Here is a 15911-nt window from a genome sequence, read left to right on the forward strand (position 1 = left end):
TGTCAAACAGTAAAAACGCATACGGTTAAACAGAAATTAATATCGGTGACTATCGTGTGCACAGCACAATTAGCTAATTTCCTGAGTACAAAATTCTTGCTGGCATGGCGTTTTTCTTTCTGCAGGGTTGACATCCATTTTGGTATCCAGTAACTCTAAAAGCATATCGCATTCATCTGGAGCTGATTTAATGACTCACATCGTTCGCTTTATCGGTCTACTACTACTAAACGCATCTTCTTTGCGCGGTAGACGAGTGAGCGGCATTCAGCATTAAGCCAGCACGCAGTCAAACAAAAAACCCGCGCCATTGCGCGGGTTTTTTTATGCCCGAAGCGAGGCGCTCAATAAGAGACAAGGACCTAAACCATGAGCCAGCAAGTCATTATTTTCGATACCACATTGCGCGACGGTGAACAGGCGTTACAGGCAAGCTTGAGTGTGAAAGAAAAACTGCAAATTGCGCTGGCCCTTGAGCGTATGGGTGTTGACGTGATGGAAGTCGGTTTCCCCGTTTCTTCGCCGGGCGATTTCGAATCGGTGCAAACCATCGCTCGCCAGGTCAAAAATAGCCGCGTATGCGCGTTAGCCCGCTGCGTGGAAAAAGATATCGACGTCGCGGCTGAATCTCTGAAAGTCGCCGAAGCCTTCCGTATTCATACCTTTATTGCTACCTCCCCAATGCACATCGCTACCAAGCTGCGCAGCACGCTGGATGAAGTGATCGAACGCGCTGTTTATATGGTGAAACGCGCACGTAATTACACCGATGACGTTGAATTCTCTTGCGAAGATGCCGGGCGTACACCGATTGCCGATCTGGCACGGGTAGTAGAGGCGGCGATTAACGCCGGAGCCACCACCATCAACATCCCGGACACTGTAGGCTACACCATGCCGTTTGAGTTCGCCGGAATCATCCGCGGTCTGTATGAACGCGTGCCCAACATTGATAACGCCATTATTTCCGTTCATACCCACGACGATTTAGGTCTGGCAGTAGGCAACTCGCTGGCGGCGGTACACGCCGGAGCGCGGCAGGTAGAAGGCGCACTGAACGGGATCGGCGAGCGTGCCGGTAACTGTTCGCTGGAAGAAGTGATCATGGCGATCAAAGTTCGCAAGGATATCCTTAATGTACATACCGCCATTAATCACCAGGAGATATGGCGCACCAGCCAGTTAGTTAGCCAGATTTGTAATATGCCGATCCCGGCAAACAAAGCCATTGTTGGCAGCGGCGCCTTCGCCCACTCCTCCGGTATTCACCAGGATGGCGTACTGAAAAACCGCGAAAACTACGAAATCATGACGCCAGAATCTATTGGTCTGAACCAAATCCAGCTGAATCTGACCTCCCGTTCGGGCCGTGCGGCAGTAAAACATCGCATGGATGAGATGGGATATAAAGAAAATGAATACAATCTGGACAATCTGTACGACGCTTTCCTGAAGCTGGCGGATAAAAAAGGCCAAGTGTTCGATTACGACCTGGAGGCGCTGGCCTTCATCGGTAAGCAGCAAGAAGAACCGGAACATTTTCGTCTGGACTATTTCAGCGTGCAGTCTGGTTCTAATGATATCGCCACTGCCGCCGTCAAACTGGCATGCGGCGAAGAAGTTAAAGCAGAAGCCGCCAACGGTAACGGCCCGGTGGATGCCGTCTATCAGGCGATTAACCGCATCACCGACTATAACGTCGAGCTGGTGAAATACAGCCTGACCGCCAAAGGTCACGGCAAAGATGCGCTGGGCCAGGTGGATATCGTCGCCAACTACAACGGTCGCCGCTTCCACGGCGTCGGCCTGGCCACCGATATTGTCGAGTCCTCCGCCAAAGCCATGGTGCACGTACTGAACAATATCTGGCGTGCCGCAGAAGTCGAAAAAGAGTTGCAACGCAAAGCTCAACACAACGAACACAACAAGGAAACCGTGTGATGTCGAAGAATTACCATATTGCCGTATTGCCGGGAGACGGTATTGGCCCGGAAGTAATGAACCAGGCGCTGAAAGTGTTGGACGCCGTGCGCAACCGCTTTGCAATGCGCATCACCACCAGCCATCACGATGTTGGCGGCGCAGCCATTGATAACCACGGACAACCACTGCCGCCTGCGACGGTGGAAGGTTGTGAGCAAGCCGATGCCGTGCTGTTTGGCTCGGTAGGCGGTCCGAAGTGGGAACATTTACCACCAGACCAGCAACCAGAACGCGGCGCGCTGTTGCCTCTGCGTAAGCACTTCAAATTATTCAGCAACCTGCGTCCGGCAAAACTGTATCAGGGGCTGGAAGCGTTCTGTCCGTTGCGTGCTGACATTGCCGCTAACGGTTTCGACATCCTGTGCGTGCGCGAACTGACCGGCGGCATCTATTTCGGTCAGCCAAAAGGTCGCGAAGGCAGCGGACAATATGAAAAAGCGTTTGATACCGAGGTGTACCACCGTTTTGAGATCGAACGTATCGCCCGCATCGCGTTTGAATCTGCCCGCAAGCGTCGCCACAAAGTCACCTCAATCGACAAAGCCAACGTGCTGCAATCTTCTATCTTATGGCGGGAGATCGTTAATGAGATCGCCACCGAATACCCGGATGTCGAACTGGCGCATATGTACATCGACAACGCCACCATGCAGCTGATTAAAGAACCATCACAGTTTGACGTTCTGCTGTGCTCCAACCTGTTTGGCGACATTCTGTCTGATGAGTGCGCAATGATCACTGGCTCGATGGGCATGTTGCCTTCCGCCAGCCTGAACGAACAAGGTTTTGGGCTGTATGAACCGGCGGGCGGCTCGGCGCCGGATATCGCAGGCAAGAACATTGCCAACCCGATTGCGCAAATTCTGTCGCTGGCGTTGCTGCTGCGCTACAGCCTGGATGCCGATGATGCGGCTTCCGCCATTGAACGCGCCATTAACCGCGCATTAGAAGAAGGCATTCGCACCGGCGATTTAGCCCGTGGCGCTGCCGCCGTTAGTACCGATGAAATGGGCGATATCATTGCCCGCTATGTGGCAGAAGGGGTGTAATCATGGCTAAGACGTTATACGAAAAATTGTTCGACGCTCACGTAGTGTACGAAGCCGAAAACGAAACCCCGCTGTTATATATTGACCGCCACCTGGTTCATGAAGTGACCTCACCGCAGGCGTTCGATGGTTTGCGCGCCCACGGTCGCCCGGTGCGTCAGCCGGGGAAAACCTTCGCCACCATGGATCACAACGTCTCTACTCAGACCAAAGACATTAATGCCTGCGGTGAAATGGCGCGCATTCAGATGCAGGAGCTGATCAAAAACTGCAAAGAATTTGGCGTCGAACTGTATGACCTGAATCACCCGTATCAGGGGATCGTCCACGTAATGGGGCCAGAACAGGGCGTGACCTTACCAGGAATGACCATTGTCTGCGGCGACTCGCATACCGCCACCCACGGCGCGTTTGGCGCACTGGCCTTTGGTATCGGCACTTCCGAGGTTGAACACGTGCTGGCAACGCAAACCCTGAAACAGAGCCGCGCGAAGACCATGAAAATTGAAGTCCGGGGCAAAGCCGCGCCGGGTATTACCGCAAAAGATATTGTGCTGGCAATTATCGGTAAAACTGGCAGCGCAGGCGGCACCGGGCATGTGGTGGAGTTTTGCGGCGAAGCAATCCGTGATTTAAGCATGGAAGGTCGTATGACTCTGTGCAATATGGCAATCGAAATGGGCGCGAAAGCCGGTCTGGTTGCGCCTGACGAAACCACCTTTAACTATGTCAAAGGCCGTCTGCATGCGCCGAAAGGCAAGGATTTCGACGATGCCGTTGCCTACTGGAAAACTCTGCAAACCGACGAAGGCGCAACTTTCGATACCGTTGTCACTCTGCAAGCAGAGGAGATTTCGCCGCAGGTCACCTGGGGCACCAATCCAGGCCAGGTGATTTCCGTGAACGACAAAATTCCCGATCCGGCTTCGTTTGCCGATCCGGTTGAACGTGCCTCAGCAGAAAAAGCGCTGGCCTATATGGGGCTGAAACCGGGCATTCCGCTGACAGAAGTGGCTATCGACAAAGTGTTTATCGGTTCCTGTACTAACTCGCGTATTGAAGACTTACGTGCGGCAGCGGAAATCGCCAAAGGCCGGAAAGTCGCGCCAGGCGTACAAGCGCTGGTGGTTCCCGGCTCTGGCCCGGTAAAAGCCCAGGCGGAAGCGGAAGGTCTGGATAAAATCTTTATTGAAGCCGGTTTTGAGTGGCGCTTGCCCGGTTGCTCAATGTGTCTGGCGATGAATAACGACCGTCTGAATCCGGGCGAACGTTGTGCCTCCACCAGCAACCGTAACTTTGAAGGCCGCCAGGGGCGCGGCGGGCGCACGCATCTGGTCAGCCCGGCAATGGCTGCCGCCGCGGCTGTGACCGGACATTTCGCCGACATTCGCAATATTAAATAAGGAGCACACCATGGCAGAGAAATTTATCAAACACACAGGCCTGGTGGTTCCACTGGATGCCGCCAATGTTGATACTGATGCAATCATCCCGAAACAGTTTTTGCAGAAAGTGACCCGTACAGGTTTTGGCGCGCATCTGTTTAATGACTGGCGTTTTCTCGATGAAAAAGGCCAGCAGCCAAACCCGGACTTCGTGCTGAACTTCCCGCAATATCAGGGGGCTTCCATTTTGCTGGCACGAGAAAACTTCGGCTGCGGTTCCTCGCGTGAGCACGCGCCGTGGGCATTGACCGATTACGGTTTTAAAGTGGTGATTGCGCCGAGTTTCGCTGACATCTTCTATGGCAACAGCTTTAACAACCAACTGCTGCCAGTGAAATTAAGCGATGCCGAAGTGGATGAACTGTTTGCGCTGGTACAAGCCAATCCGGGGCTCCATTTCGATGTGGACCTGGAGGCGCAAGAGGTGAAAGCGGGTGAGAAAACCTATCGCTTTACCATTGATGCCTTCCGCCGCCACTGCATGATGAACGGCCTGGACAGCATCGGCCTGACCTTGCAGCATGACGACGCGATCGCCGCTTATGAGGCGAAACAACCGGCGTTTATGCGTTAGTTTGTACGCCGCCCGACTCAATCGTCAAAAAGAAAAAAGCCAGCAGGTATTCACTGCTGGCGTGGCGATTAACACCAATACTCAGTCACACATGATGTCCGCAAATCAGTAGTCAGAATCACTCCCCTCCCACTGCATCAGTTCCTCAAGCATGGATAAGCGTTGTGGAGCGCTTAACCAACGCAACCAGCACACCTTCGCAGTCGCGGTAAAATAGTGCTGATAAAACTGGCGCATGGGACACCTCCTTGCTTCATCAATCAGAATTATTGACTTAATATAGGGAAAATAAAATTGCTGGATTTTACGCGGGAGTTCCCCTTTTATGCCTTCTGGTCGTCTGCAACAACAGTTCATTCGCCTGTGGCAATGCTGCGAGGGTAAATCGCAGGACACGACGCTCAATGAACTGGCGGAGTTATTGAACTGTTCCCGTCGTCATATGCGCACCCTGCTCAACACGATGCAGGAACGCGGCTGGCTGACGTGGGAAGCAGAAGTTGGACGCGGTAAACGCTCGCGTTTAACTTTCCTCTATACCGGGCTGGCGCTCCAGCAACAGCGGGCGGAAGACCTACTGGAGCAGGATCGCATCGACCAACTGGTGCAACTCGTTGGTGATAAAACCGCCGTGCGGCAAATGCTGATTTCCCATCTGGGGCGCAGCTTTCGCCGGGGCCGGCACATCCTGCGCGTCCTCTATTATCGCCCGTTGCGCAATCTGCTGCCTGGCAGCGCATTGCGCCGCTCCGAAACCCATATCGCCCGGCAAATCTTCAGTTCGCTAACGCGCGTAAATGAGGAAAATGGGGAACTGGAGGCGGACATCGCCCACCACTGGCAGCAAATTTCACCGCTTCACTGGCGCTTCTTTTTGCGCCCCGGGATCCATTTCCACCACGGACGCGAACTGGAAATGGACGACGTAATCGCTTCCCTAAAAAGGCTCAATACGCTCCCACTCTATTCCCACATTGCAGACATCGTTTCACCAACACCCTGGACGCTGGACATTCATCTCACGCAGCCGGATCGCTGGTTACCGTTACTGCTGGGGCAAGTTCCGTCAATGATCCTGCCACGCGAATGGGAAACACTCAGCAACTTTGCCAGCCACCCCATTGGCACCGGGCCGTATGCGGTGATCCGTAACTCCACTAATCAGTTGAAAATTCAGGCATTCGATGATTTTTTTGGCTATCGGGCACTAATTGACGAGGTTAATGTCTGGGTATTGCCGGAAATTGCCGACGAGCCTGCTGGCGGTCTGATGCTGCAAGGGCCGCAAGGTGAAGAAAAAGAGATTGAAAGCCGACTGGAAGAAGGTTGCTACTATTTACTGTTTGACAGCCGCACCCATCGCGGGGCAAATCAAGCGGTCAGAGAGTGGGTAAGTTACGTTCTTTCTCCAACCAATCTGGTCTATTTCGCCGAGGAACAATACCAGCAACTGTGGTTCCCGGCATATGGCCTACTCCCCCGCTGGCATCATGCCCGCCCCACCCATTGTGAAAAACCCGCCGGGCTGGAAAACCTCACGCTAACCTTTTACCAGGATCATATTGAGCATCGGGTAATTGCCAGGATCATTCAAAAGATTCTCGCGAGTCATCAGGTCACCTTAAACATCAACGAGATCGACTACGATCAGTGGCACGAAGGAGAGATCGAAAGCGATATCTGGCTTAACAGCGCCAACTTTACGCTGCCGCTGGATTTTTCGCTGTTCGCGCACTTGTGTGAAGTGCCGCTGCTACAACGCTGTATTCCGCTCGACTGGCAAGCCGACGCCGCCCGCTGGCGCAATGGCGAGATGAATCTGGCGAACTGGTGCCAACAACTGGTTGCCAGCAAAGCGATAGTGCCGCTTATCCATCACTGGCTGATTATTCAGGGGCAACGCAGTATGCGCGGCCTGCGCATGAACACTCTTGGTTGGTTTGATTTTAAATCAGCCTGGTTTGCTCCGCCGGATCCATGATTGCTGCTTGATAACAAACTCACTACACTAACGCCGTTCTCAACGGGGTGCCTGCGCTAACGCGCAAGCTGAGAAAATACCCGTCGAACCTGATCCGGATAACGCCGGCGAAGGGATTTGAGGCTCCTTCTCAAGTCCTTTGCCACTCTTCTTTGAGGTGCAAAGTGTTAAAAAAATGTCTTCCCCTGCTGTTGCTATGCACAGCGCCCGTTTTCGCTAAACCCGTTCTGACCGTTTATACCTACGACTCCTTCGCCGCCGACTGGGGGCCAGGTCCGGTGGTCAAAAAAGCCTTTGAAGCCGACTGCAATTGCGAACTGAAATTTGTGGCGCTGGAAGATGGCGTCTCACTGCTGAACCGTTTGCGGATGGAAGGCAAAAACAGCAAAGCTGATGTGGTGCTGGGACTGGATAACAACCTGTTGGACGCCGCCAGCAAAACCGGGTTGTTTGCCAAAAGCGGCGTAGCAACAGAGGCTATAAACGTTCCCGGCGGCTGGAATAATGACACCTTTGTGCCGTTTGACTATGGCTATTTCGCCTTCGTTTATGACAAGAACAAACTGAAAAATCCGCCGCAAAGCCTGAAAGAACTGGTTGAGAGCGCTCAGAACTGGCGGGTGATTTATGAAGATCCGCGCACCAGTACTCCTGGTCTGGGCCTGCTGCTATGGATGCAAAAAATCTATGGCAATGACGCCCCACAGGCCTGGCAGAAGCTGGCGAAGAAAACCGTCACGGTCACCAAAGGCTGGAGCGAAGCCTATGGCCTGTTTTTGAAAGGCGAAAGCGATCTGGTACTGAGCTACACCACCTCCCCGGCTTATCATATTCTCGAAGAGAAGAAAGATAACTACGCCGCCGCGAACTTTAGCGAAGGTCACTATCTGCAAGTGGAAGTCGCCGCCCGTACCGCTGCCAGCAAGCAGCCGGAGCTGGCGCAAAAATTCCTCCAGTTTATGGTTTCTCCGGCTTTTCAGAATGCGATCCCAACCGGCAACTGGATGTATCCGGTAGCAAACGTCGCGCTGCCTGCCGGTTTTGCACAACTGACCAAACCTGCCACCACGCTGGAGTTCACGCCAGCCGAAGTGGCGGCACAACGTCAGGCATGGATTAGCGAATGGCAACGCGCCGTCAGTCATTAATTCCCGGCTGGTTAATCCCAGGGTTAAGCGCCGCCACGCTGGTAGTGGCGGTTGCACTGGCGGCGTTTCTCGCCCTGTGGTGGAACGCACCACAGGGTGACTGGACGGCCATCTGGCAGGACAGCTACCTGTGGCATGTGGTGCGCTTCTCCTTCTGGCAGGCGTTTCTCTCGGCGCTGCTCTCTGTCGTTCCCGCAATATTCCTCGCCCGCGCGCTCTATCGCAGGCGCTTTCCGGGGCGACTAGCGCTGCTGCGTCTGTGCGCAATGACCTTGATCCTCCCGGTGCTGGTCGCCGTTTTCGGCATTCTTAGCGTCTATGGTCGCCAGGGCTGGCTGGCCTCGCTCTGGCATTCGCTTGGTCTGGAGTGGACCTTTTCGCCCTACGGCCTGCAAGGCATTTTGCTGGCACACGTATTTTTTAATCTGCCGATGGCAAGCCGCTTATTCCTCCAGGCGCTGGAAAACATTCCCGGCGAGCAGCGCCAGCTTGCCGCCCAGCTTGGGATGCGCGGCTGGCATTTTTTCCGCTTCATCGAATGGTCGTGGCTACGGCGACAAATCCCGCCGGTTGCTGCGCTTATCTTTATGCTCTGTTTCGCCAGCTTCGCTACCGTGCTGTCGCTGGGCGGTGGTCCGCAGGCGACCACTATCGAGTTGGCTATTTATCAGGCGCTAAGTTACGACTACGATCCTGCCCGCGCAGCGATGCTGGCGCTGATCCAGATGGTGTGCTGTCTCGGACTGGTGCTGTTGAGTCAGCGACTAAGTAAAGCCATTGCCCCCGGTACCACGCTGCTGCAAGGCTGGCGCGACCCGGACGATCGTCTGCATAGCCGCATTTGCGACACAGTATTAATTGCGCTGGCGTTGCTGTTATTACTGCCACCGTTACTGGCGGTGATCGTCGATGGAGTAAACCGCCAGTTGCCAGAAGTTCTGTCGCAACCGGTGTTGTGGCAGGCACTGTGGACCTCATTGCGTATTGCACTGGCAGCAGGCGTATTGTGCGTGGTGCTGACCATGATGCTGCTATGGAGCAGCCGCGAACTGCGGGCGCGGCAAAAAATGCTGGCGGGTCAGGCGCTGGAGATGAGCGGCATGTTGATCCTCGCCATGCCGGGCATTGTGCTGGCAACGGGCTTCTTTTTGTTGCTCAACAACACTATCGGCCTGCCACAATCTGCTGACGGCATTGTGATTTTCACCAACGCGTTAATGGCGATCCCTTATGCGCTGAAAGTGCTGGAAAACCCGATGCGCGATATCACTACCCGCTACAGCATGCTGTGCCAGTCGCTGGGTATTGAAGGCTGGTCGCGCTTAAAAGTGGTGGAACTGCGCGCCCTGAAACGCCCACTGGCGCAGGCGCTGGCCTTTGCCTGCGTGCTGTCGATTGGTGATTTTGGCGTGGTGGCGTTGTTCGGTAACGATGATTTCCGCACCCTGCCGTTTTATCTCTACCAGCAAATCGGTTCTTATCGCAGCCAGGACGGCGCAGTTACCGCGTTAATTCTGCTACTGCTCTGTTTTATGCTATTTACCGTGATTGAAAAACTACCGGTGCGAAATGTTAAAACTGACTGATATCACCTGGCTTTACCACCATTTGCCAATGCGTTTTAGCTTAACGGTAGAACGCGGCGAGCAGGTGGCAATCCTCGGGCCAAGCGGCGCAGGGAAAAGTACTCTGCTGAATTTGATCGCCGGTTTTCTGACGCCAGCCAGCGGTTCGCTGACTATCGATGGCGTTGATCACACCACAACGCCGCCGTCACGCCGTCCGGTGTCGATGCTGTTTCAGGAGAACAACCTGTTCAGTCACCTGACGGTCGCGCAGAACATCGGGCTGGGGCTTAATCCCGGATTGAAGCTGAACGCGGCACAGCAGGAGAAAATGCACGCTATCGCCCGTCAGATGGGAATTAATCATTTAATGGCGCGGTTGCCGGGCGAGCTTTCCGGTGGTCAGCGACAGCGCGTGGCTCTGGCGCGTTGTCTGGTGCGCGAACAGCCCATTTTATTGCTTGATGAACCGTTCTCTGCGCTCGATCCGGCACTACGCCAGGAGATGCTGACGCTGGTGAGCACGAGCTGCCAGCAGCAAAAAATGACGCTATTGATGGTGTCACATAGCGTGGAAGATGCGGCGAGGATCGCCACGCGTTCGGTGGTGGTCGCCGACGGGCGCATCGCCTGGCAGGGTAAGACCGATGAGTTGTTGAGCGGTAAGGCGAGTGCTTCGGCGCTATTGGGGATTAAAGGTTAATATGCACTGTCGGATGCGGCGTGAACGCCTTATCCGACCTACGGGTATGCATTTTATAGGCCCGATAAGACGCGGCAAGCGTCGCATCAGGTCTACAAAACGATGCTCTAAACCCCAACCACTTTGCGCAAGATATCGATATATACCGGCATCAGCGGATGGCGAATTAACACCACCAGCGCCACGACACCAATGGCAGAAATCAGCGGCGTCAGCCACAACAAACGGCCCCGCGACAAATAATGACTTAAACGATCGGTTGATTTGCCGCTGCGCCATAAGCGCCAGCACAGCCAGCCACCGACCCACAAAAACACCGCCGTCGCCAGCAGCAGCCATTTAAATTCACCACTTTGCATTCCGCCAGGAATATCAATCGCCGCCCCCGCCAGAATCCCCGGCAGGAAGTAGAACGGCGGCCACAGCAGGCAACCGATAATATTTGGCGTGATAAATTTCACCACCGGCAGATCCAGCATCCCTGCGACCATCGGTACCAGCGGACGCGTCGGCCCGACAAAGCGCCCGACCAGAATGGTAAACATGCTGTGTTGATGCAACGCATGCTCAGTTTTGTCGAGCAACGCTTTATTCTTTTTCAGAAATGACCAGCGATGCAGCGGCTTTTTAAACCGCCAGCCCAGCCAGAAGGAGATCCAATCCCCCATCAGGCAACCAGCAATCCCCGCCAGCCAGGCATGCCAGAAACTTAACTCTCCACTGCCAATCAGCGCCCCCAGTCCCGCCATCAGCACCGTACCAGGCAGAATCAAGCCGACTAACGCCAGCGACTCAAGAAAGGCCACCAATACCACCGCCATCAGCGAATACACGGTAGATTGAGTAATAAAGTGTTCCAGCAATGCTTGCATAATGTGCCTGTAAAATGGACGAAGCAGGGATTCTGCAAACCCATTGCCACTCCGTCAAGCCGTCAATTATCTGATTCGTTACCAATTATGACAACTTGACGGCTACATCATTCACTTTTTCTTCACAACCCGCTCTAAACTCACTCGGGCTCGCCCCGGTACATTTTTTAAATACTCGCGAAAAATAGAGCTGATCGTCAAAACCGACATTACGCCCAACTGTGGCGATAGGCATCCGGGTGGTGCTCAATAACAGCTTCGCCTGACTGATACGCTGATCTTCGCGCCAGCTTAAAACGCTAATCCCTAGCTGCTGGCGGAACAGGTGTGACAAACGCGACGGTGAAAGGCACACATGTTGCGCCACTCTGGCCACATCAAAATGACTGTCCGCAAGATGATCACTGATGTACTGGCAGGCCTCGCGTACCCGATTATCCATCGGCGGGTGCAACGACTCATTGATAGCCTCCATACGTCGCAGTAATAATTGCTCAAGAAGGTTTATCGCCAGTAATTCTGAATAACGACCTTCTCCTTGCCCGGCATTGATGATTTGCCCAAACAGATCGTTGAAATGAGGCAGCCAGGCATCATCCGGGCGAAAGAAACCGGTATTAGCAAAAATAGCGGGCCAGTTTAGCCACTCCTGCCAGTAGGCGCGGGGGCGAAAATAGACCCACTGGTGATACCACTCACTGGCATCCGGGTGCCGCCCATAGTGGTGGATCTCGCCTGGTGGAAAGAGCAAAATGTCGCCCGGTCGGCAGACAAATTCTTTCCCATTATTTTTCACCACGCCCTTACCCCGAATGGTGAGGTTGAGAATGTATCCCTTCATTCCCAGTGGTCTGTCGATAAAAAAATCGAGATAACCATTCGCTTCGATTGGCGTTAAACCGGCTACCAGATGAGCGTTGAACGAGTAGCCCGGCAGCAGTGGATCATTTTGTGCTTCAGCCATACTTTTCATACTCCTGCCAATCAGAGGAGAAACCAATTGTCCATATTGCACTAAACATCACCTGCTATGCGTCTCTGACAGGCCATCTTCAAAAAGCCAACCGACAAACCCGCTTGTCAAAAGCACTTTGTTGACAGGATATGCATCAGGTATGACAAAAACGCGTAACAAAAGTGTCTATAATTACGACAAAAAAGTCCACATTGAATATTTGCACGATGTCACACTTTGCTATGCCATAGCATTTTTATCCATAAGATTAGCGGATCCTGCCTGACGCTTTTTATCGCAACTCTCTACTGTTTCTCCATACCCGTTTTTTTGGATGGAGTGAAACGATGGCGATTGCAATTGGCCTCGATTTTGGCAGTGATTCTGTACGAGCGTTGGCGGTGGAATGCGCCACCGGTGAAGAGCTCGCCACCAGCGTAGAGTGGTATCCCCGTTGGCAGGAAGGGCAATTTTGCGATGCCCCGAATAACCAGTTCCGTCATCATCCGCGCGACTATATCGAGTCAATGGAAGCGGCGCTAAAAACCGTGCTTGCAGAGCTTAGCGCCGAACAGCGCGCGGACGTGGTCGGCATTGGCGTCGACAGTACCGGCTCCACACCTGCGCCAATCGATGCCGACGGCAATGTGCTGGCGCTACGCCCGGAATTCGCCGAAAACCCAAACGCGATGTTTGTATTATGGAAAGATCACACCGCGGTCGAAGAAGCGGAAGAGATCACCCGCCTGTGTCACGTGCCGGGCAACGTTGACTACTCCCGCTATATTGGCGGTATTTATTCCAGTGAATGGTTCTGGGCAAAAATTCTGCATGTGACTCGTCAGGACAGCGCCGTGGCACAATCTGCCGCATCGTGGATTGAGCTGTGCGACTGGATGCCCGCCCTGCTCTCCGGCACCAACCGCCCGCAGGATATCCGCCGCGGACGTTGCAGCGCCGGGCATAAATCGCTGTGGCACGAAAGCTGGGGCGGTTTGCCGCCAGCCAGTTTCTTTGATGAACTGGACCCGATCCTCAATCGCCATTTGCCTTCCCCGCTATTCACTGACACCTGGACCGCAGATATTCCGGTTGGCACTTTATGCCCGGAATGGGCGCTACGCCTCGGTCTGCCAGAAAGCGTAGTGATTTCCGGCGGCGCGTTTGACTGCCATATGGGCGCGGTCGGCGCGGGCGCACAGCCTAACGCACTGGTAAAAGTTATCGGTACTTCCACCTGCGACATTCTGATTGCCGACAAACAGAGCGTTGGCGAGCGGGCAGTGAAAGGTATTTGCGGTCAGGTTGACGGCAGCGTGGTGCCGGGATTTATTGGCCTGGAAGCAGGTCAGTCGGCATTTGGCGATATCTATGCCTGGTTTGGTCGCGTACTCGGCTGGCCGCTGGAACAACTTGCCGCCCAGCATCCTGAACTGAAAGAGCAAATCAAAGTCAGCCAGAAGCAACTGCTACCTGCACTCACCGAAGCATGGGCCAAAAATCCGTCTCTTGATCACCTGCCAGTGGTGCTCGACTGGTTTAATGGCCGCCGCACGCCAAACGCTAACCAACGCCTGAAAGGGGTAATTACCGATCTGAATCTCGCTACCGACGCACCACTGTTGTTCGGCGGTTTGATTGCCGCCACCGCTTTTGGCGCACGCGCAATTCAGGAGTGCTTCACCAACCAGGGGATCGCCGTAAACAACGTGATGGCGCTGGGCGGCATCGCGCGAAAAAACCCGGTCATTATGCAGGCCTGCTGCGACGTGCTTAATCGTCCGCTGCAAATCGTCGCTTCTGACCAGTGTTGCGCGCTCGGTGCAGCGATTTTCGCGGCCGTCGCCGCAAGAGTACACGCAGACATTCCATCAGCGCAGCAAAAAATGGCCAGTGCGGTAGAGAAAACTTTGCAACCGAGCACAACACAGGCTCAACGCTTTGAACAGCTTTATCACCGCTATCAGCAATGGGCGATGAGCGCAGAACAACACTACTTTCCAACTTCCGATCCGGCGCTGGCTGACCAGGCCGTTCCGACTCTATAAGGACACGACAATGACGATTTTTGATAATTATGAAGTGTGGTTTGTAATTGGCAGCCAGCATCTGTATGGCCCGGAAACCCTGCGTCAGGTCACCCAACATGCTGAACACGTTGTTAAGGCGCTGAATACGGAAGCCAAACTGCCCTGTAAACTGGTACTGAAACCGTTGGGCACCACGCCAGACGAAATCACCGCTATTTGCCGTGACGCCAATTACGACGATCGTTGCGCCGGCCTGGTAGTGTGGCTGCACACCTTCTCCCCGGCCAAAATGTGGATCAACGGCCTGACCATGCTCAACAAACCGTTGCTGCAATTCCACACCCAGTTCAACGCAGCGCTGCCGTGGGACAGTATCGACATGGACTTTATGAACCTGAACCAGACTGCGCACGGCGGCCGCGAGTTCGGTTTCATCGGCGCGCGTATGCATCAGCAACATGCCGTCGTTACCGGTCACTGGCAGGATAAACAGGCGCACGAGCGTATCGGCGCCTGGATGCGCCAGGCGGTATCTAAACAGGATACACGTCATCTGAAAGTCTGCCGTTTTGGCGATAACATGCGTGAAGTGGCAGTCACTGACGGCGATAAAGTCGCCGCGCAGATTAAGTTCGGTTTCTCCGTCAATACCTGGGCGGTTGGCGATCTGGTACAGGTGGTGAACTCCATCAGCGATGGTGATGTTAACGCGCTGGTCGATGAGTATGAAAGCAACTACATCCTGACACCTGCGACACAAATCCACGGCGAGAAGCGGCAGAACGTGCTGGAAGCGGCGCGTATTGAGCTGGGGATGAAGCGTTTCCTGGAACAAGGCGGCTTCCACGCGTTCACCACCACATTTGAAGACTTGCACGGCCTGAAACAGCTTCCTGGTCTGGCCGTACAGCGTCTGATGCAGCAGGGTTACGGCTTTGCAGGCGAAGGCGACTGGAAAACCGCAGCCCTGCTTCGCATCATGAAAGTGATGTCAACCGGTCTGCAGGGCGGCACCTCCTTTATGGAGGACTATACCTACCACTTCGAGAAAGGTAATGATCTGGTGCTCGGCTCCCACATGCTGGAAGTCTGCCCGTCGATCGCTGTAGAAGATAAACCGATCCTCGACGTTCAACACCTGGGCATTGGTGGTAAAGAAGATCCGGCGCGTCTGATCTTCAATACTCAAACTGGTCCAGCGATTGTCGCCAGCCTGATTGATCTCGGCGATCGTTACCGTCTGCTGGTTAACTGCATCGACACAGTGAAAACGCCACACGCCCTACCGAAACTGCCGGTGGCAAATGCGCTGTGGAAAGCCCAGCCAGACCTGCCAACCGCTTCTGAAGCGTGGATCCTCGCCGGTGGCGCGCACCATACCATCTTCAGCCATGCGCTGAACCTCAACGATATGCGCCAGTTTGCCGAGATGCACGACATTGAAATCACGGTGATTGATAACGACACCCGCCTGCCAGCGTTTAAAGACGCGCTGCGCTGGAACGAAGTGTATTACGGATTTCGTCGCTAATTAGCCGCATCCGGCATTCAGCGCCTGATGCGACGCTGGCGCCTCTTATCAGGCCTACACGTTCCGGGCTTGCAG

General features: G+C 54.2%; 14 protein-coding genes and 1 riboswitch. Of the genes, 11 read left to right on the forward strand and 3 right to left on the reverse strand.

All coding sequences use genetic code 11. From position 1 onward, the window contains the following. The first annotated feature begins 190 nt into the window (after nucleotides 1-190). From leuL to leuD, 5 genes are all read left to right on the forward strand, one after another. Nucleotides 191-277: a leu operon leader peptide gene (gene leuL, locus EA14781_RS01020; protein WP_001300467.1), complete on the forward strand. Its 87-nt coding sequence runs from the start codon at nucleotides 191-193 to the stop codon at nucleotides 275-277. Between the two features lie 92 nt (nucleotides 278-369). After that, nucleotides 370-1941 carry a 2-isopropylmalate synthase gene (gene leuA / locus EA14781_RS01025; RefSeq protein WP_000082863.1) on the forward strand — a complete coding sequence of 524 codons (1572 nt, stop codon included), beginning with the start codon at nucleotides 370-372 and terminating at the stop codon, nucleotides 1939-1941. Next, complete coding sequence (leuB, locus tag EA14781_RS01030; RefSeq protein WP_000042343.1) at nucleotides 1941-3032, forward strand: 3-isopropylmalate dehydrogenase; 1092 nt, start codon at nucleotides 1941-1943, stop codon at nucleotides 3030-3032. Before leuA ends, leuB begins: the two co-directional genes overlap by 1 nt. A 2-nt stretch (nucleotides 3033-3034) precedes the next feature. Next, nucleotides 3035-4435, forward strand: a complete 1401-nt coding sequence (gene leuC / locus EA14781_RS01035) for a 3-isopropylmalate dehydratase large subunit (protein WP_001140677.1) — start codon at nucleotides 3035-3037, stop codon at nucleotides 4433-4435. Between the two features lie 10 nt (nucleotides 4436-4445). Further along, the gene (gene leuD, locus EA14781_RS01040; RefSeq protein ID WP_000818240.1) at nucleotides 4446-5051 is read left to right on the forward strand and encodes a 3-isopropylmalate dehydratase small subunit; all 606 of its coding nucleotides are present in this window, start codon (nucleotides 4446-4448) and stop codon (nucleotides 5049-5051) included. A gap of 105 nt (nucleotides 5052-5156) precedes the next feature. On the opposite strand, the gene sgrT is transcribed toward leuD, so the two are convergent. Then, nucleotides 5157-5288 (reverse strand): glucose uptake inhibitor SgrT, encoded by a 132-nt coding sequence (sgrT, locus tag EA14781_RS01045; RefSeq protein ID WP_001248771.1) that lies wholly within the window; start codon nucleotides 5286-5288, stop codon nucleotides 5157-5159. Between the two features lie 88 nt (nucleotides 5289-5376). On the opposite strand from sgrT, the gene sgrR reads away from it, so the two are divergent. From sgrR to thiQ, 4 genes are all read left to right on the forward strand, one after another. Then, nucleotides 5377-7032, forward strand: a complete 1656-nt coding sequence (gene sgrR / locus EA14781_RS01050) for a DNA-binding transcriptional regulator SgrR (RefSeq protein WP_001139053.1) — start codon at nucleotides 5377-5379, stop codon at nucleotides 7030-7032. A 33-nt stretch (nucleotides 7033-7065) separates the two neighbouring features. Beyond that, nucleotides 7066-7166, forward strand: a riboswitch (TPP riboswitch). Between the two features lie 30 nt (nucleotides 7167-7196). Continuing rightward, a complete protein-coding gene (gene thiB / locus EA14781_RS01055; protein WP_000913256.1) occupies nucleotides 7197-8180 on the forward strand; it encodes a thiamine ABC transporter substrate binding subunit in 984 nt (327 codons plus the stop codon). Then, nucleotides 8156-9766 (forward strand): thiamine/thiamine pyrophosphate ABC transporter permease ThiP, encoded by a 1611-nt coding sequence (thiP, locus tag EA14781_RS01060; RefSeq protein WP_000235730.1) that lies wholly within the window; start codon nucleotides 8156-8158, stop codon nucleotides 9764-9766. The genes thiB and thiP overlap by 25 nt, the downstream gene beginning before the upstream one ends. Continuing rightward, on the forward strand, nucleotides 9750-10448 hold the full coding sequence (gene thiQ, locus EA14781_RS01065) for a thiamine ABC transporter ATP-binding protein ThiQ (RefSeq protein ID WP_000916294.1): 699 nt from the start codon (nucleotides 9750-9752) through the stop codon (nucleotides 10446-10448). Before thiP ends, thiQ begins: the two co-directional genes overlap by 17 nt. A gap of 107 nt (nucleotides 10449-10555) precedes the next feature. On the opposite strand, the gene EA14781_RS01070 is transcribed toward thiQ, so the two are convergent. Both EA14781_RS01070 and araC read right to left on the reverse strand, forming a co-directional pair. Then, nucleotides 10556-11320, reverse strand: a complete 765-nt coding sequence (locus EA14781_RS01070; RefSeq protein ID WP_001148389.1) for a DedA family protein — start codon at nucleotides 11318-11320, stop codon at nucleotides 10556-10558. A gap of 85 nt (nucleotides 11321-11405) precedes the next feature. Continuing rightward, entirely contained in the window at nucleotides 11406-12284 is an 879-nt protein-coding gene (gene araC, locus EA14781_RS01075; RefSeq protein ID WP_002430306.1) for an arabinose operon transcriptional regulator AraC, read from the reverse strand. Between the two features lie 338 nt (nucleotides 12285-12622). Between araC and araB the strand changes: the two genes are divergently transcribed. Both araB and araA read left to right on the forward strand, forming a co-directional pair. After that, complete coding sequence (gene araB, locus EA14781_RS01080) at nucleotides 12623-14323, forward strand: ribulokinase (RefSeq protein ID WP_000951886.1); 1701 nt, start codon at nucleotides 12623-12625, stop codon at nucleotides 14321-14323. A gap of 10 nt (nucleotides 14324-14333) precedes the next feature. Continuing rightward, nucleotides 14334-15836, forward strand: coding sequence for an L-arabinose isomerase (araA, locus tag EA14781_RS01085; protein ID WP_000151714.1), 1503 nt, complete (start codon nucleotides 14334-14336; stop codon nucleotides 15834-15836). Nucleotides 15837-15911: the final 75 nt, after the last annotated feature.

Origin of the sequence: Escherichia albertii NBRC 107761 = DSM 17582 (assembly GCF_000759775.1) — a bacterium.
In the GTDB taxonomy this organism is placed as follows: Bacteria; Pseudomonadota; Gammaproteobacteria; order Enterobacterales; family Enterobacteriaceae; genus Escherichia; species Escherichia albertii.